We start from the raw sequence: 16569 nt of genomic DNA, 5'->3' as shown, positions 1-16569 counted from the left end.
TCAAGGTATGCTATCAAAAAGGTTTTTTAAAAAGTTTGTCTCTCTTCTTCTGAAAGGTAATCAACTCCTGCTAGGGATTCTATATGGTGACGAAGTTCATGAATAATAGTATCCTCTATTTCCTTTACCCATTCTTCTAAAGAAGCACCCTCTAATGTGTCGACAAAAGATCCGTAATAAAGAAGGATGGTCTTCCCCATAAAGGGATCCTCCACATATTCCCCCATTATCAGACTTTCAGCCTCTTCTTTTTTCTCGTCAAGAACAATGATTCCTCCATTAAGCTGCTTAAAAAGCTCTCTTGGCAATCCTTCCACGATCTCATTTGCCGTTTCACGAAACTTATTAATATTCATGTCTGAATGCCTCCAGAAGGATAAGGATTTTTTAAAATTATATCCTATCCCCTCGTTAATCTTGACAATACCACTTTAAGAGAATAATGTTGTCAGTAATATTCTACAAATTAAACATTGCATGAAGGGCAGATATTACTTTTTCAGGGAAGGGGGCCTCTGCTCTGAAGAAGCTAACCAAAAGGGGGAGATGCAACCGTATGTTTAAAGAAATGAGACGTAAAGACCGGGAACTTTCTAATAAAGAGGCTCTGGCACTGCTTGAATTGGGAAACTATATGGTGCTTTCTACCCTTTCACAGGACGGATATAGTTATGGAGTTCCTCTCCATTATGTTTTCATAAACGACACCGTATATTTTCACTGCGCCATGGAAGGGCACAAACTTGAAAATGTCGTCTACAACGATAAAGTGTCAATTTGTGTGATCGGAAAAGTTGAAGTAGTGCCGGAAAAGTTCGCTACAAACTACGAGAGTGTCATAGCCTTCGGAAAGGCTAAAGAAATACTCGGCGAAGAAAAAAAATGGGCTTTGAACGCCCTCATCGCGAAATATTCACCGGAGCATATCTCTGAAGGGAGAGAATATATAAAACGAGCTTCCGACAAAACAAAAGTTCTAGGCATTACTCTTGAAAGGATTACCGGAAAGGCTAGAAAGGGCTAAAAGTTAATATCTTTAAAGGGCTTTAGTTTTTTAGTCGGATGTTGTAGGTTACGGGGGCTATCCCTTTTTGTGAAAGGTGTTTCAGCAGGCAATCACGACAAGCGCCGCTCCGCACTGTGGGGTATCTTTTGAAAAAAGCCTAACATTTTCGACGTATCCCTTAATTGTATAAGGGGCGGCTTGTTCAGCCCTTCGTAAGGCTATGAAACGCCGTATGGTAAATCCCCAAGTTTGAGGCGCAACCGACTTAATGTTAACCACGGTGGCAGATTTCATGCTACCATTCTCCTCTTCAATGCAAGGTTTTGACATGGAAAATCCGCTTGTTTTTGACCCCCTGCCAGGGGTTTTCCCGAGTCTTTTTGGGGAAAGTCAGGGAAAGGTTAAAAGACATGAAAAATGGGTACTGTCTATATTCAGTACCCATTATCTATTCTTGGTCGGGGCGAAAGGATTCGAACCTTCGACCCCCTGCTCCCAAAGCAGGTGCGCTAACCAGACTGCGCTACGCCCCGACATCCTATACCTATTATATGGTGGAGCTGGGGGGATTTGAACCCCCGGCCTCTTCCGTGCGAAGGAAGCGCGCTCCCCCTGCGCTACAGCCCCATATGGCCAACGGCGATTATTGTAATGATGGGGAGAGATATTGTCAAGGTGCTCTCTACCAAAAGAAGCCCCCTCTTGCTCATTATACCCTTATTCCTTAGAATGAACCTTCTAGAACGTAGAAAAGAAGGGGAAATCATGACGTACGGTCCAGAATTAGTTTATGCATGGTGTAGAGAACTTCTTAAAAAAACAATCAATCAACAAATTACCAAGGCAGAAGGAGCTGGAAATTGGGTTACATTGCGTTTCTCACAGCTTCCTACTCCTTTTTTCGTAACGTGGGACCCTCGGTACTATGGATGTGGGTGGATTACAAATGAAGATATAGGTATTTTAGGCCATTTTTCTACGGGAAAATCCCGTTTTGTTGAGGCTTTGAAGAGCCATCTCCTGCGTTGCGAACTTATAGATGTGAAACAACTTGATTTCGATCGAGTTCTGGTGCTTTCCTTTTCCAGAACTGTAGGAGCAGGATTCCATGTCCAGAAAAGATTAATTATAGAGTTTATGGAAAGAAATAGCAATATGATTCTTCTTGATGAAAATAACGTTATTATTGACTGCGCAAAACATATACATCCAGACGTTAACCGTTATAGAACTATCGCCCCTTCGTATTCTTACGTTTCTCCTCCTCCCCTTCAAGGGAGAACCATAACAGAACTTTCTGCTTCGACAATAACACCAGAGGTTGTTTCTGAGATAAAAGGCTTAGGAAAAAGACTTCGACAGTATATTAGTGAGCATTGGGCTATAAAATTACCCTCTGAATGGATGCAGATTCTCAATTCTATTTATGACGTGGCGCCAAGAGAAAGTCCCGTTATGCAATATTTAAATTCATACCTCACCATCTTTCCTTTCTTGCTGCCAGGAGCTACTCCCGTAGTAACACAAGAGGCTCTTCATGCGGGGAGGTTGTGTATGTTCTATCCTCTGCTAAAAGAGAAAAGCGAGAATCTTAAAAGGGGAACGTTGAAACTCTTAAAAAAAGAAACCCGTTCTTTAAAACGTCATTTACAAGGTGTGGAAAAGCAAAAACGAGAGGCGGGAAAAGCTGATTGGTATAAAAATTGTGGAGATTTGATTCTAGCCAATATCAGGGCTATTCCGTATAGAGCAAGTATGGTTCGCCTTTCCGGATGGTCTGAAGAGGGGGAAATTTCTTTGGAAATACCATTGGATCCTGATAAAAACCCCTCTGATAATGCTGCATGGTTTTTTAAAAAATATAAAAAAGCAAAAGGGAATCTTCTTGAAATAGAAAAGAACATTTTGAAGTTGAAAGATAAAATAGAGGACTTAGAAGAACAAATCGATGTTCTCTCAGACCTTGAAATTCCAACAGTCATTGATTCAGTATGTAGAGATATCCAAGGAGGGGTTCTCCCTACTCAGAAAAAGGCTAAAAAGGGGAAAAAGGAAGCTCCTAAACCCCCTCATTTAAGGATTGAATATGAAGATGCTCAGATACTGGTAGGGCTCAATGCGAAAGGGAATCGCCATGTTACCTTCAGAGAGGCTGGATCTGGAGATATTTGGCTACACGTGCATGAAATTCCAGGTTCTCATGTGATTATAAAAGGTTTTACCGGAACGAAAGAGGACCTTGAAGGATCCTTTCTTCTTCTTTTGGCAGCCTCACTAGCGGCTTATTTCAGTAAAGCTAGACATACATCAAAAGTACAAATAGATTATACAGAGAGAAAACATGTGCGACATATACCAGGGGGGGCTCCAGCACATGTTACCTATACTCATCCTTTTACTGTTATGGCAAATCCAATGGACTGGAAAGAGTTTTTTGAAGAAAAAGGCGTAATTCTTGAGGAAGAGTGACTCTAAAAAAAAGCTTTTCCCCCGAAGATGGATGGGCAAAGGCTAATTTCCATGCGTGAAGAAAAATGCGTTCTGCTTTACGTTTCAGGCTTTGTTTCGTTCCATATAAAGTGTCTCCCACTAAAGGACAGCCTATAGCTTTCAAGTGAACTCGAATTTGGTGAGTTCGTCCTGTGAGGAGGTGACATTGAATGAGACTTAGGCCTTTATGGGTCCACAGTACCTTATATTCCGTTATGGCAGGACGTCCGTTTGAGATAATAGCCATTTTTGTACGATTACGAACGCTACGCCCTATGGGCGCATTGATAAAACCAGAAATAGAAGAAGGCTTCCCTATAGCAAGGGCTAAATATACCTTCTTAACTTCTCTCGAATGGAATTGATGCTGAAGATTCAAAAGAGCTTTCTCATTTCTAGCAACTACAATAAGTCCTGAAGTGCCTTCATCGAGACGATGAACAATGCCTGGGCGAGTTGTGTCTCCAAATTTTCCTATATCAGGATACTTATATAAAAGCCCGTGTACTAAAGTTCCGTGCCAATTGCCTGGAGCTGGGTGGACTATCACACCTGAAGGTTTGTTGATAACTAAAATATCTTTATCTTCATAGATGGTATCAAAAGAGACAGGTTCTGGCTCCACTTCAAGTTTTTCAACGGGAGGCAAACAGACTGAGATCTCTATATCTCCAGAGAGCTTTAACGCGGGTTTTACTTTTCGTGGGGAATCTGTTATTCGAATGTTTCCGGAAGATATAAGCTTTTGTGCGTAATTTCGTGTGATTCCTAACTCTGAAGCAAGAAAAACATCCAAGCGCATCTCTAGTTTCGCTTCGCTGGGATTTAGAACTATAAGTTGTTCATGGTTGTTTTCTTCCAGAAAATCCTCATTCTCATAGTTTGTTTCTTGCATAAGAATCGCTCCTGTAAAAATACCAGAGGCGGAGCTCGTTCCGCCTCTGGTAGGTAACTCTATCATGTTTTGTACTTTTTTATTCCCCTACCACTTCAGTGCAACGAGGGCACAAACCATTTTCATTATGCTTTTCCGAGAATTTCCAGCACCTTGGGCACTTTTCTCCTAAAGCTTTGTCTACACCTATAACTAGACCTGTCTCCTCATCTTCCCATACTATGGCACAAGACGAAACAGTTTCAACCCATTTAAAGTCAGAAACGATGGCAAACATTGCCCAGTCCTCTGAAGAAAAGGCCGCATCAGTATATTCTTTTTTCTTCTGTACCTCTACTCTTGCTTCGAGAGCATGTCCAATAATACCAGACGTTCTTGTTGTTTCGAGAGCTCTACTAACGGCTCCTCTCACAACGAGAACCTGCTGCCACTTTTCTTCCAAAGAAGGATCTATTTGAGTAGAATTGATTTCCGGCCAATCTGAGAGAAAAACACTCTTCGGCAGAGTGCTATCAATTTTTCTCATCTCCTGCCAGATTTCTTCAGCAGTGAAACTGAGGATTGGGGCAAGCATGCGAGTCATGACATTAAGTATTTGCCACATGGCCGTCTGACAACCACGGCGAGAAACAGAATCAGTAGCATCTGCATAAAGCCGGTCTTTGCTTACGTCTAAAAAGAAAGAACTCAGCTCGTTTACGCAGAACTGATGGATCACAAAAGTGGGAATATGAAATTCGTAGTTCTCAAATCCCTGCGTGGAACGATCGATCACTCCGTTAAGAACAGAAAGCACCCACTTATCTATTTCCAGCAAGTCATTATAAGCCACGGTATCTTTTGCAGGATCAAAGTCTGTTAAGTTCCCAAGTAGATAACGAGCCGTATTCCGGATACGTCTGTAAGATTCTGTCAAATTATTGATGATTCCCTGAGAGATCCGAATATCGTTTCGATAGTCGGTAGAAGCGACCCATAGTCGTAGAATATCAGCTCCGTATTTATCGATAACTTCCTGAGGCCGGATGATATTCCCTATAGATTTCGACATTTTTTTGCCTTCCCCATCTACGATGAACCCATGGGTCAAAACACTCTTATAGGGGGCCTTATCGCGAATAGCAACAGACGTTAACAACGAGGTTTGGAACCAGCCACGATGCTGATCACTGCCCTCTAGGTAGAGATCAGCAGGCCATCGCAACTCGGGGCGAGTCTCAAGCACTGCAAAGTGACTGACTCCAGAGTCAAACCATACGTCCATAATATTTTTATCTTTAGAGAGGTTATGGCTTCCGCAATGAGGACAGACAGCGAGATCTCCTAACAGCTCTTGGGCAGAAAGTTCCCACCAAATATTCGTTCCTCCCGTTCTCACCTTGTCCTGAATTACACGAATAAGTTCCGGTTTCAGAATAAGCTCGCCACAATCATCACAATAAAACGCCGGGATAGGAACGCCCCAGACTCGCTGCCGGCTAATGCACCAGTCAGATCGGTCTCGTACCATGTTGTAAATTCTGTCTTTTCCCCAGTCGGGGATCCAATTCACGTTGTTTTGAATAATTTTAAGAGCTTCATCTCTAAAGTCCGCTACAGATATGAACCACTGTTCAGTGGATCGGAAGATAACAGGTTTCTTACATCTCCAACAATGCGGATAGGAGTGTACTATCTTCCCCTGTCCAAGTAGTCTCCCATTTTCAGTTAAGACACCGAGGACTTTTTTAGCTCCTTCATCTAGAGAGAGACCACCAACAAGAGGGGTATCTTTAAAGAAGTGTCCACTCTCATCTACTGGATTGTATATGTCTATACTGTACCGAACCCCAGTCTCATAGTCTTCCACTCCGTGGCCAGGTGCAGTATGTACGCATCCGGTACCTGTGTCGAGAAGAACATAATCAGCCAGCACAATGGGTGTTTTCCTTTCAACGTAAAAGGGGTGAACTGCTAATTCGTTCTCTAATTCTCTTCCTTTACACGTGTATAAAACACGACCAAACTCCAGACCTGTTTCTTTTGACACAGATTCAAGAAGCTCTTGGGCTAATAAGTATACTTTATCGCCACTTTCCACAAAAACATAGTCATATCCAGGACCGATAGCGACAGCCATGCTAGCAGGAAGGGTCCAAGGTGTTGTTGTCCACACTACTACATTAACATCTCGGCCCTGTAGCACCTCTATTTTCTTTCCAATCTCAGGCATAGAGTAGGCTATGAAGACAGAAGGAGATGTTTCATCCCAATATTCAATTTCAGCTGCTGCCAGAGCTGTCTGACAATCAATGCACCAATATACCGGCTTGTGTCCTTTATATACCAACCCTTTTTCTACGAGGTCTGCAAAAGCCCCTAGTTGCGCTGCCTCGTACCCCGGCTTCAAAGTGATATAAGGATTTTCCCAGTCGCCAAGAGCTCCTAGGCGGATAAAATCATTCCGCTGAATATCCAGAAACTCATGAGCATATTTTTCGCATTTTTTTCTCAATTCCAAAGGATCAACAGTATCCTTTGATAGGCCATGAGTTCTAAGAACGTGAAGCTCTATAGGAAGACCATGAGTATCCCATCCAGGAACATAGGGAGCAAAATATCCCTTCATCATCTTATATTTGGGAATAAAATCTTTTAATATTTTGTTAAAAGCCGTTCCTATATGTATATTCCCATTGGCATAAGGGGGTCCATCATGAAGAATGAAGGACTCTTTCCCTTCCTGTTTTTTTAACATCTCGTGGTAAACATCAATATCTTTCCAGAACCTCAAAAATTCGGGCTCGCGTTTCGCCAAATTGGCCCTCATAGGGAAAGATGTCTGAGGGAGTTTGAGAGTATCCTTGTAGTCTGTTGCCAAAATATATACCTCCTTTCAAATAGGAAAACGCCGTCTCCGTAAAGCAGAGACGGCAATTTTATAACTTGTAGATTCTAACACAACTTTGATTCTTATGAAATGCTATCCTGCCGGCTCAATCTCTTTTCCTGCCTTTTTTACCTGGATAAAGTGGGTAATTATCAAAATAACCAACCCTAACATGTCACTTTGCCATCCAGGTATCAACAACCCAAGAGCTCCTCCTAAAGCGATGATTCGCAACCACCAAGCCATTTTTGTTTTGTAGAATCCTATAGTACTCATACCAAGGAGGAATACACCCAGTATAGCTGTAATAATGGCTAAGGTAAATGGCCATGGTTTGAAGTCGACAAGAACAAGCATTGGATTATATACATAAATAAATGGGACAAGAAAACCTGCAAGCGCCAACTTAACAGCTGTAACTCCTGTGCGCATAGGGTCAGCCCCAGCTATTCCAGCTCCTGCATACGCTGCTAAGGCCACAGGGGGGCTCAAATCAGCTGCTATACCGAAATAAAGAACAAACATATAGGCTGCCATAGGTGGAACATTGAGCTGAAAAAGCGCTGGCGCCGCGATAGTGCTTGTGACAATAAAATTAGCTGTTGTTGGAAGACCTGCGCCAAGCAATATACAGGCTATCATGGTTAATACTAATGTAAATAAAAGGTTGCCGCCTGCAATAGTGACAATAGCACTCGCTATTCGTAACCCCAACCCCGTAAGAGTGGCCGTTCCTACTACGATACCTACTGTAGCACAAGCACAGGCCACCCCTAGCGCGCCTTTTGCTCCACTTTCCAACGCCATTTTTAGCTTAGGTAGCGTTAAGCGAGTTTCTTTGTTGAGAAAAGAAATTAGGACAGTTGCTATAATTCCATTGTAAGCTGCTTTTAAGGGAGTGTACCCAGCGAGGAGGAAATAGATGATCACGACGAGCGGGATAAGCAAATGTCCCTTGCTTCTCAATAATTTGAAAAGGTTAGGAAGTTTTTCTCGAGGTAATCCTCGTAACCCAAGTCTCGTTGCTTCAAAATGAACCTGCACCATAACTGCAAAATAGTACAGGAGCGCAGGAACGATAGCGGCTAGGGCAACTTCAATATAAGGTACACCCATAAATTGAGCCATAATAAAAGCGGCAGCTCCCATAACAGGAGGCATAATCTGCCCCCCTGTCGAGGCTACTGCTTCTACAGCCCCGGCAAAATAAGGTTTGTATCCCACACTCTTCATGAGAGGGATAGTGAACATGCCTGTAGTACATACATTGGCCACAGAAGATCCTGAAACAGATCCCATCAAGCCTGAGCTTAGCACTGCTACTTTGGCTGGTCCCCCTGTAGCTCCACCAGCCAGGGCCATCGCAAGATCAATAATAAAACGCCCCATTCCAGTTTGTTCCAATACGGATCCGAACAAAATAAACATAAACACAAAGGTAGCTGATACACCTAGAGGAATACCAAAAACTCCTTCTGTGCCTAAATACATATGGTTGATAATTCGAGTGATATTAAATCCTCGATGTTGAAAAATTTGAGGAAAAGATCTACCAAAGTAGCAATAAATGAGGAAGAAAATAGCAATACATGGCAATACCGGACTTGATACTCTTCGTGTCGCTTCGAGAAGAAGAGCTATGCCGATAAAGCCTACAGCAATATCCATACTTGTAGGAAGCCCTGCTCTATTCACCATTTCTTCGAATTCTATGACAAGATAAAGCGTAGCAAAGGCTGCGAGAACAGCGAAAATAAAATCATACCATGGGACACTGTTTTTACTGCTCTTTGCTGTTGCAGGATAAAGCAGAAAAACAAGTACGAGTACAAAGGCAAGATGCGTAGCTCCCTGCTTCATGGCTAAAAGCAAGCCAAAACCTGCAGTGTAGAGATGGAAAAGAGACATTCCAACGGCCAAAACGGTAACAAATACTGCTTGCCATCCAGAAAGATCACGATATCTTGCTTCTGTGTCAAATTGGCGCCGAAGTTCATCAAGGTCGATAGCAGAGACTGGTTCAGTTACAAGGTCTGGATTAATATTGTTGTTTTTTTCATCCAAAAATCTCCACCTCCAGTCTTTTTCGTTCCTCTAGGTTAGTCTATACATTCAGAGCAAAGAAAATTCTTTCCTAAAAAACAAAGGAGATTGTGTGATTTTCAAATAAAGGACTCTGTCTGGTACAATCTCAAACAGATTCACTTTTCCAGTGCTCTCTGAAGAAATCCAATTACGACCTAACTCTTTATTCCCTATACGAACTGCTAATTGTTCCCAACGATATGTACTTCCTCGTATTATCATCCAATCTTTTTCCATAAAAAAATGACTACGCAAAGGAGCTTCTGTTGGTAACCCTGCATTATGTGATCGGAACCGTTCTTCCCATAACCATAACTGTGGCCCTGAAACAACATAAATATCTTCCACAGGAGTTTGCTCTACTGAATGTACATAGCCCATGGAAAATCTTGTTCCGGATGATATTACTGCCGAAAATATCTCACGGTCTTTTGTGTATAGAGAAAGCCTGTAAACAGGGGCAAAAGTTATAAAAAGGATCGAAGAGACAAGAGTTAAAATTAGAATTTTTAGAATTCGGCAATTTTTCGTCAATTGCCCCCCCTTCCGATTTTTCAGTCTTTTCAACAGGCCACAAAAAGGATTATACTCGCATTACATATTGTTTGACAACTGAAATACGGAATCAAACGAAGAATAGGCCTAAAAGCCCGATGTCTGAAAGTTATATGGCGGACCTGAGGCGATTCGAACGCCTGACCTACGGCTTAGGAGGCCGTCGCTCTATCCACTGAGCTACAGGCCCGCTCGGGACGGCGATTATGTTATCACGAAACAAAAGGAAACACAACTAGAAACCTAGTCGCTATACGGCTTCACACTCTTTTATTATTCCCACTTCCCCTCCCTCTACGTCGGGATACCCGCCCCACTCAAACCTACCTAGACCGTCGCTCTAGGATCGCACTACACTTTTAAGCCTAAAAGAGCCACCCTGACATTTTCAAGGAAATCTCTTTTAATGGGAGGGATTCTGCATGTCCGGAAACGTGGCAAGGCTTTTTCACACCGAGGAAACATGGCAACAAACGGTAGAACGATATATTCTGACAAGGAAGGCTGACGGACTAGCCCCCCGAACCATTCGAGATTACCGATACCATCTGACACGGTTCTTTGCCGCCCATCCTGACGGACTGAACCCGGACAAGGCTAAACGTTGCGTTCTTGAGTATATGTCCATTGAACGTAGCCCGGGGTATCACAATATAGTGCTGAAGCACCTCAAATGTTTCTTCCGATGGATTGTCAATGAAGGAATTTTATACACCAGCCCCTGTGATGGGATAAGGAGTCGCAAGGCTCAACCTCGGATAGCCCAACATAGCCCCGACGTTGTGAAGGCTCTTCTCGCACTCCCCGACCAAAGCACATATACGGGCTTAAGAAATTACGCCCTGCTCCTGCTCTCGCTTGATACGGGGATACGCCCCCGGGAAGCTCTTTCCCTTCGTGTTGAAGATGTTTCCATTCCCGCCCGGGTCGTTGTCGTTCGTGCTGAAACAGCCAAGACAAGGGTACAGCGAACCTTGCCCATATCTGACCAGACAGCACAAGCCATCATGAAGCTTGTTTCCATACGCCCCAAGGAATGGAGAAACGCCCCTCTTTTCTGCTCACGGGACGGGCAACCCCTCCGTGTCAATTCGTGGTATCACACTGTCAAAGGGTATGGAGAAAAGATAGGGGCTGACATTACGCCTTACAGCTTGCGTCACCTGTTCGCCCTCTACTTCTTGAGGAACAACGGCAACACCTTTGCCCTACAGCGAATCATGGGGCATAGCGATCTTAGCACGACTAAAATATATGTTGCCCTTGCCCGATCAGACCTTAAAGAGCAACACGACCTCGCAAGCCCCGTTTCCAACCTTCTACCACGCCGCAAACGCCTAACTCGCTTATGAGCCCCCTAGCCACCGCCACGCTTAAAAGGCTTGCGCTAAACGACTGTTCATACCAAAGAAGAAAGTTAGGCATGCTGTGAGCCATTCTGGTGGGTCGGTTTTAGGGGAAAGGGATAAAAATTGAATGGAGGGTTTAAAAATGAACACGTACGAAATCTGCAACAGAAATTCTGCTCATTCCTTTGGGTTTTTCCAATCAGGTTCGGAAAAAGAGGCTCTCGAGCAACTCGCAAGGCAGGCAGGATATACTTCTTACGAAGAAGCCTGCGCCGTCGTTGGATCCGCCGACGAATTGATCGTTAGTCTCGTCGAGACCGCCCGCAATTTTGTTGAGAAATATTTCGACGGAGACTTGGAGCGTGGACTTTTTCTGCTCACCCAGTTCACAGAGAGTCAGGTCGATTATTCGCAATTTCCCGACGTGATTATTGGCGACACCGAGCCAGCGGATTTTCAAGAATTCTGTGACGCTTGTAAAGAATAGATTGGAGGGGGAAAAATGATCTGTACAAAAAGTAAAGTTGACGGCTTGGATGTTTTGAGTATTCAATATTCCGACGATTCTTTCGTAACCTTTTTTGAGGATGGAAAAGTAGAGCTTAATTTGCCATGTCGAAATTTATTTAACCCAAATTACGGAAAACCTTTTTTGGCGGAAAAGAAAATGATTTCTATTTGCGACGGAAAAAGAAAACTCACGCCACGTTGCCGGAATATGTTTTTTGAGTAGAAAGAAGAAGGGAGCCGGGATAGCCCCGGCTCTTTTTATTTCCTCACTTGAGCCGCCCGAAGAGCGGCTCCCAGATTGTCCCAAAATACATCGCTAACCCGCAGCGTATCGTATTTGTCTTCCTTTGGAGTCACAATAATGCCGTTATTCATAAGCATTGCAAAATCACGCCATGCCAACGAATGACCAAGATTCCCTTTCGGAGCGACGGGTTTCGCTTCGCCATCACGATAGAAAATTATAGTCGACCCGTCGCAATAAAAAAAGCTAAGCCCCAGCACTACGCCACCTCACTTTCGCCCATCCAAAAACAGCCCAATCTTTTTTGAATGGAGAAAAGATTTTTTAGCACGTCGGTCTTGTCCTTTTTTAGCGTCCGTGAAATTTCCCAAGGATCTTTTTTTTGCCGATAATGAAGGTCAACCAGCGCCCGCTCGTCATCGTTCAGACCGTCCAGAAACGCTTCCACTCGCTCGATGTTGCGAACCAGGGCTTGATAGCCCTCGTGTTCTTCCTTTATCTCCAGGAGCCGTTCTTGCGGCGTTATGTGATCGCCGCCTTGGACACGATCTGCCTTTAGAAGAGGCGAATTTAAAACTACGTCCTCAAGGTATCGGTCGATTCGCTTTTTTTCTGGTAGCCAATCGTGAAAATATGTTTTTATAAGAGCGTTGCCCAGACCTCGCAAACTTTGCGCCATTTCTCGGTTCATGTAAAAACTCCTTTCTGGTTTTTTCGGTTGAGTATATTTTTGAATGGAGAAAGAAAATCCCCATCGCCGCCCCCGAGAGTTATAATTTTTTTCCGCCAATCCGACCGCCTCGACGGATCCGATTTGAGATTGAGTTGATATATTTTTGCCGCTCTTCTTCAAAAGAAAATTCCTCTTTGAGTTCTCGGAAAATTTCGTCAATAATTTTTTTGCTATCTTTTTTCATGGCGACCGAAAAGCCTTTTCAGAATTTTTAAGAAATAGCCGTCAATTAAGTCAACAATTTCCATAGAAAGCCCCCTTTACCATGCTAAATATACCCATACCCCCTTTATGTCCAGTTTCGCAATCACTCACGCCGAAATCGCCTCGGGGTTCGTTATTACAAGCCCCCAGACTTTTTATAGCCCCCCGGGGTATGGGTAGGAGGGTTGATACCCTCCCGCCCTATGCCGCTTCTTCCTTGAGCTTTTGTTGGAGATCCCAGCTTCTTTCGAAAGCCTTTTGTCGTGCATTTTCCTCTGTGAGAAAAACCTTGAGCCGATTAAAAACTTCGTCGTATTTTTCCTTGACCGCAGGCTCGGAGGATTCGAGCCACGCCCGCCAATCGGTTGGCGGTGATTTTGGGATGGAGGGTTGGGAAAGTTTTTGTTCAGGCTTCCACGGTTCCAACTTTTTAGGTTGAGAATTTTCCATACGGTCATCTCCTTTTTTTTCTTGGATGGTCGAAAGAAATTTATCGAGACTGGTACATTTTCTACTTTTGAATCCGTCCGGGAAAATTTCCAGAAGATTACCGACGCTAGGTACAACCGGTGCAACCGGCGCAACCCGTGCAACCGTACCTTGTAAGCCCTTGCTATCACTAGGGTTGATAGGGTTGCATTCCCTAGAACCAAACGCAACCGGTGCAACCGGGTTGTTGGGTTGCATGGGTTGCGTTTCTTCAACGCAACCGTAACTATCGCTTGTCAACGGGAGAAAATATCTTCCTTGAGAAGAACAGTTTAAAATCCCGTCTTTTAGCATTCTTCTTAAAAGCGGCTTTATCGTTCCAATTTTTTTACCGCTCATTTCAGATATCATCGTTGGCGTTGCCGGTTCTCCGATTTCTTTTATAGCGGCAACTATTTCTTTTCTCGATTCGCTCAATAGAACTTCCCTTGCGTCGCCGGCAAACCTCCATCCCGGAGCCGTCCACTCAAGACCTATGTCGTCGTCTTCCTCGAGGTTTCGCCCAGTTCGTTTGAGAATTCCTTGCTGGGCTCCACGATCTCGATAAAGACTTAGTAACCCATCGACGGTCGCCGCCAAGCCCATTGAACCGCTCAAGCTTTCTAGCCAATCGCTTTCTTTCCCGCCACCTTTTTTGAGATGGTGAACTAATAAAATTGAAGTTGAGTAACGGTCAGCTAGCTTTTTTATCGGCGACACAAGCTCAACGTCTGACTCATAGGCATTCTTCTGCCTGTTCCCATTCGGCTTGGTTTTCCCCCACGTGTCGATGATTACCAGTCTTGCGTCGTTGTGGGTCGCTAGCCACTGGTCGAGCAAGAGTAACCCTTGAGCGTCAAGTTGAGGAAGCTCGTTTGTTAAAAATAGGTTGTTTGGAATTTTTCTGTGATCTTCAAGAAAATATGAAAGTCTTTTTTGTAGGCTATATGGTGAATCTTCCAAACTAATATAGAGAACGCTTCCTTTTTCCGTTCGATGGTCAAGGAACGGCTGACCCGTCGCCACGGCTAGCGCAAGCTGTAAGCAAAAGAAGGATTTTCCAACTTTTGGTGGCGACGCTAAAACGCTCAAGCCGGCGGGAATCATGTTTTGAACCGCCCATTCTGGAGCGGGAATTACCATCTTCATCAAGTCGCTTGCGCTGATTGCCGAAATAATTTTATCGGCTGGCTTTTCTCGGAGAAATTCAACCCAGCTTTTATTAATAGTTTCTTCTATTAAAAAGGTCGTTTCGCCGTCGAGTTGAAGATTGACAAGTTCGGCTCGGATCGTTTCCCGTGCTAATTCGAGACCGAAACCTTCGTCGAAAAGCTCCTTGCACTTTTTTTGAACGCTCTCTTGAATGGACGACGGGTTGGTTTCAATTTGTGTTTGAAGTTCGGTTTGTAGTGGTTCCTCGTCCCATTCCTCGCACCGCCCGACCAGCTCCAGAAGTTCTTCCTTGCCGTGTCCTTTTTTCAGCCAATCGAAAACATCCTCTTTTTGTTGAAGGTTGGGCAAGTTTAGAATTTTCACGTTGCACCCACGCTTTTGTAAGTCCTGAGCAACCTCAAGGGCATGCTTTCGCCCGGGCTCGTCATTATCTGGAATGATAATAACGCTTATTCCTTTCTGGAAATACTGACCGCAATCGTTCCATTTCCCAGCACCGCCACTATTTGTGGTAGCGACCAAACCCAGTGCTCGCAAGGCTTCAACGCACTTTTCGCCCTCGACGACGAAGATTGTTTGGTTGCCGGCTTGAGCCTTGAGAATTTCGGGAAGATGGAAAGGAACCCGCTTGACGCCTTTCATGGAGTTTCTTTTTTCTCCATTCGGGAGAATCGCTCTTTGGAAGATTTTCTTGCCGCTTGGGTCGTCAGTTCGGACGACCTCGTAAATTAGTTTTCCGCTTGCGTCGTGATATGGGTACACAGTTTCTTTTGATGGCGTTTTTCCTTTTCCATGCCATGGCGCCTGAACGCCGCACAGCTCACAAAGTTTTTTTATTGAGCCGGAATCGCCGGTTGAATGGCAATACCAACAGCCATCGGCAATATTGAGGCTGAACGAAGGGGTTTTATCGCCATTTTTGTGGTTGTGGCTTTGGATTGGACAGCTACAATAAATTTGATCGCCGTCGACTTTTACGTTCTTGGGATGGATTTCACGCTCGAACCAAGCTCGGATGTCATCGGCGCTCAAGCCGATTTCACGCAAACTTAACATTATGCCGCCGCCTTTCGAGCGAGATACCAAGGTTCGGGGTCGCCGCCATCCTCGCTTGTTTTGTGATCACTTTTTCCCATTCGACGTTTTTTGTAGCCATTTTTGCGAGTCGGAAAAGCTTCCTGCATGGTTACCAGGGCTGGCTTTTCCTCATCTTGGAGCTGGCTAAAGAAGAATTTTTCAACGTGGTATTCCGTTGTCTTCCTTTCAAAAAGTTTCCAGCGATCCAATCCTTTTTGAAAAGCCGCCAGCACTTCTTTTTTATTTGTAGCCTTTCTTCTGGCGCAAGACAAAAATAACGCCAGCCTGTGCCCATTGCCCGCAACCGGTCTTTTCGATTGGAGGCTTTCACGAATTCCTGTTTTTATGGCTACGTAATTTTCAATCATGCTCGTTTTTTGCTCCTTTCCAATCGTAATTTTTCCCTTTGAAGTTCTGCGAATTCCTGCCACAAAGAGGCTAAAAAGCCTCTTTGTAGCGCCGCCACTTCGAGCCGCTGATGAATGGACGCCAAGTCACTATTCATCAACAACCGCCGCCATTCCTTGGTCGTCCACGAGGCTTTCCGGCTCCACGTTGAAAAATGCCGCTAAAGCTTTTTTATATTTCGGGAAAACAGGCATTTTCCATTTGAGAAAGACAGCAGGACGGGATTTTTACATCGAAGCTTAGTTTGTATTGCGAAATCCCAGCCCTTTCACGCAAGGAGCGAAGTTTTGTTTTTTTCACGATTGTACCTCCTTCTTTTTTTTAAATATTTGTAAAACACTTTTTTTACAAAAAAATGGACGGGGAAAATATTCCCGTCCATGCACAAAAAAGCATGAGCCTGTTGCCTGCTCACGCTTGTGGATATTCTATTATTTTTTTATACAGTTATTGCGTAAAATGAGGATGGAGTTGCCGTTACTAATCAGTAATCCAATCACGGT

The 16569-nt window shown here is 44.0% G+C and carries 16 protein-coding genes, 3 tRNA genes and 1 pseudogene; 5 read left to right on the top strand and 15 right to left on the bottom strand.

Annotation, left to right across the window (positions count from 1 at the left end; translation table 11 throughout):
- Positions 1-26: 26 nt before the first annotated feature.
- Entirely contained in the window at positions 27-356 is a 330-nt protein-coding gene (locus tag K360_RS0105930) for a metallopeptidase family protein (protein WP_024822259.1), read from the bottom strand.
- Between the two features lie 200 nt (positions 357-556).
- Here K360_RS0105930 and K360_RS0105925 point away from each other — a divergent pair, with 200 nt between their 5' ends.
- Positions 557-1024, top strand: a complete 468-nt coding sequence (locus K360_RS0105925) for a pyridoxamine 5'-phosphate oxidase family protein (RefSeq protein WP_024822258.1) — start codon at positions 557-559, stop codon at positions 1022-1024.
- A 437-nt stretch (positions 1025-1461) separates the two neighbouring features.
- Here the strand turns inward: K360_RS0105925 and K360_RS0105915 are convergent.
- A tRNA-Pro gene (locus tag K360_RS0105915) sits at positions 1462-1539 on the bottom strand.
- Between the two features lie 19 nt (positions 1540-1558).
- Positions 1559-1633, bottom strand: a tRNA-Ala gene (locus K360_RS0105910).
- A 138-nt stretch (positions 1634-1771) separates the two neighbouring features.
- Here K360_RS0105910 and K360_RS11215 point away from each other — a divergent pair.
- The gene (locus K360_RS11215) at positions 1772-3475 is read left to right on the top strand and encodes an NFACT family protein (protein WP_169728663.1); all 1704 of its coding nucleotides are present in this window, start codon (positions 1772-1774) and stop codon (positions 3473-3475) included.
- Here K360_RS11215 and K360_RS0105900 read toward each other — a convergent pair.
- From K360_RS0105900 to K360_RS0105880, 5 genes are all read right to left on the bottom strand, one after another.
- Positions 3408-4391: an RluA family pseudouridine synthase gene (locus K360_RS0105900; RefSeq protein ID WP_024822255.1), complete on the bottom strand. Its 984-nt coding sequence runs from the start codon at positions 4389-4391 to the stop codon at positions 3408-3410. The two genes, K360_RS11215 and K360_RS0105900, sit on opposite strands and share 68 nt — an antisense overlap.
- A 79-nt stretch (positions 4392-4470) precedes the next feature.
- Positions 4471-7251 carry an isoleucine--tRNA ligase gene (gene ileS, locus K360_RS0105895; protein WP_024822254.1) on the bottom strand — a complete coding sequence of 927 codons (2781 nt, stop codon included), beginning with the start codon at positions 7249-7251 and terminating at the stop codon, positions 4471-4473.
- A gap of 102 nt (positions 7252-7353) precedes the next feature.
- Positions 7354-9324 (bottom strand): TRAP transporter permease, encoded by a 1971-nt coding sequence (locus K360_RS0105890; protein ID WP_024822253.1) that lies wholly within the window; start codon positions 9322-9324, stop codon positions 7354-7356.
- 48 nt (positions 9325-9372) lie between these two features.
- Positions 9373-9879 carry a DUF1850 domain-containing protein gene (locus tag K360_RS0105885; RefSeq protein ID WP_024822252.1) on the bottom strand — a complete coding sequence of 169 codons (507 nt, stop codon included), beginning with the start codon at positions 9877-9879 and terminating at the stop codon, positions 9373-9375.
- A 135-nt stretch (positions 9880-10014) separates the two neighbouring features.
- Positions 10015-10090 (bottom strand) — tRNA-Arg (locus K360_RS0105880).
- Positions 10091-10322: 232 nt separating this feature from the next.
- Here K360_RS0105880 and K360_RS0105875 point away from each other — a divergent pair.
- The 3 genes from K360_RS0105875 (at position 10323) to K360_RS0105865 (ending at position 11982) form a co-directional block, all read left to right on the top strand.
- Entirely contained in the window at positions 10323-11252 is a 930-nt protein-coding gene (locus tag K360_RS0105875) for a tyrosine-type recombinase/integrase (protein ID WP_024822251.1), read from the top strand.
- Between the two features lie 139 nt (positions 11253-11391).
- Entirely contained in the window at positions 11392-11736 is a 345-nt protein-coding gene (locus K360_RS0105870; RefSeq protein WP_024822250.1) for a hypothetical protein, read from the top strand.
- 15 nt (positions 11737-11751) lie between these two features.
- Entirely contained in the window at positions 11752-11982 is a 231-nt protein-coding gene (locus tag K360_RS0105865; RefSeq protein ID WP_024822249.1) for a hypothetical protein, read from the top strand.
- A 35-nt stretch (positions 11983-12017) separates the two neighbouring features.
- Here the strand turns inward: K360_RS0105865 and K360_RS0105860 are convergent, their stop codons facing one another.
- The 7 genes and pseudogenes from K360_RS0105860 to K360_RS11490 all read right to left on the bottom strand — a co-directional run bounded on the left by K360_RS0105860 (position 12018) and on the right by K360_RS11490 (position 16366).
- On the bottom strand, positions 12018-12263 hold the full coding sequence (locus tag K360_RS0105860) for a hypothetical protein (protein WP_024822248.1): 246 nt from the start codon (positions 12261-12263) through the stop codon (positions 12018-12020).
- On the bottom strand, positions 12263-12694 hold the full coding sequence (locus tag K360_RS0105855) for a hypothetical protein (protein ID WP_024822247.1): 432 nt from the start codon (positions 12692-12694) through the stop codon (positions 12263-12265). The genes K360_RS0105860 and K360_RS0105855 overlap by 1 nt, the downstream gene beginning before the upstream one ends.
- 79 nt (positions 12695-12773) lie before the next feature.
- Complete coding sequence (locus K360_RS11360; protein WP_156923355.1) at positions 12774-12920, bottom strand: hypothetical protein; 147 nt, start codon at positions 12918-12920, stop codon at positions 12774-12776.
- Positions 12921-14065: 1145 nt separating this feature from the next.
- A pseudogene (locus K360_RS11525) lies at positions 14066-15223 on the bottom strand (AAA family ATPase); the annotation flags it as partial.
- Positions 15224-15636: 413 nt separating this feature from the next.
- Positions 15637-16026, bottom strand: a complete 390-nt coding sequence (locus K360_RS0105840; protein ID WP_156923354.1) for a hypothetical protein — start codon at positions 16024-16026, stop codon at positions 15637-15639.
- A complete protein-coding gene (locus tag K360_RS11355) occupies positions 16023-16163 on the bottom strand; it encodes a hypothetical protein (protein ID WP_156923353.1) in 141 nt (46 codons plus the stop codon). The genes K360_RS0105840 and K360_RS11355 overlap by 4 nt, the downstream gene beginning before the upstream one ends.
- A gap of 74 nt (positions 16164-16237) precedes the next feature.
- Complete coding sequence (locus K360_RS11490) at positions 16238-16366, bottom strand: hypothetical protein (RefSeq protein WP_274532064.1); 129 nt, start codon at positions 16364-16366, stop codon at positions 16238-16240.
- Between the last annotated feature and the right edge of the window lie 203 nt (positions 16367-16569).

It is taken from the genome of Aminobacterium mobile DSM 12262, assembly GCF_000526395.1.
Classification (GTDB): domain Bacteria; phylum Synergistota; class Synergistia; order Synergistales; family Aminobacteriaceae; genus Aminobacterium; species Aminobacterium mobile.
This window is presented reverse-complemented; position numbering and strand designations above follow the sequence as displayed.

Coding starts and splice junctions, on each gene's coding strand:
- K360_RS0105930 (WP_024822259.1), bottom strand. CDS start 356: ATGAATATTAATAAGTTTCGTGAAACGGCAAATGAGATCGTGGAAGGA.
- K360_RS0105925 (WP_024822258.1), top strand. CDS start 557: ATGTTTAAAGAAATGAGACGTAAAGACCGGGAACTTTCTAATAAAGAG.
- K360_RS11215 (WP_169728663.1), top strand. CDS start 1,772: ATGACGTACGGTCCAGAATTAGTTTATGCATGGTGTAGAGAACTTCTT.
- K360_RS0105900 (WP_024822255.1), bottom strand. CDS start 4,391: ATGCAAGAAACAAACTATGAGAATGAGGATTTTCTGGAAGAAAACAAC.
- K360_RS0105875 (WP_024822251.1), top strand. CDS start 10,323: ATGTCCGGAAACGTGGCAAGGCTTTTTCACACCGAGGAAACATGGCAA.
- K360_RS0105870 (WP_024822250.1), top strand. CDS start 11,392: ATGAACACGTACGAAATCTGCAACAGAAATTCTGCTCATTCCTTTGGG.
- K360_RS0105865 (WP_024822249.1), top strand. CDS start 11,752: ATGATCTGTACAAAAAGTAAAGTTGACGGCTTGGATGTTTTGAGTATT.
- K360_RS0105855 (WP_024822247.1), bottom strand. CDS start 12,694: ATGAACCGAGAAATGGCGCAAAGTTTGCGAGGTCTGGGCAACGCTCTT.
- K360_RS11360 (WP_156923355.1), bottom strand. CDS start 12,920: ATGAAAAAAGATAGCAAAAAAATTATTGACGAAATTTTCCGAGAACTC.
- K360_RS0105840 (WP_156923354.1), bottom strand. CDS start 16,026: ATGATTGAAAATTACGTAGCCATAAAAACAGGAATTCGTGAAAGCCTC.
- K360_RS11355 (WP_156923353.1), bottom strand. CDS start 16,163: ATGAATAGTGACTTGGCGTCCATTCATCAGCGGCTCGAAGTGGCGGCG.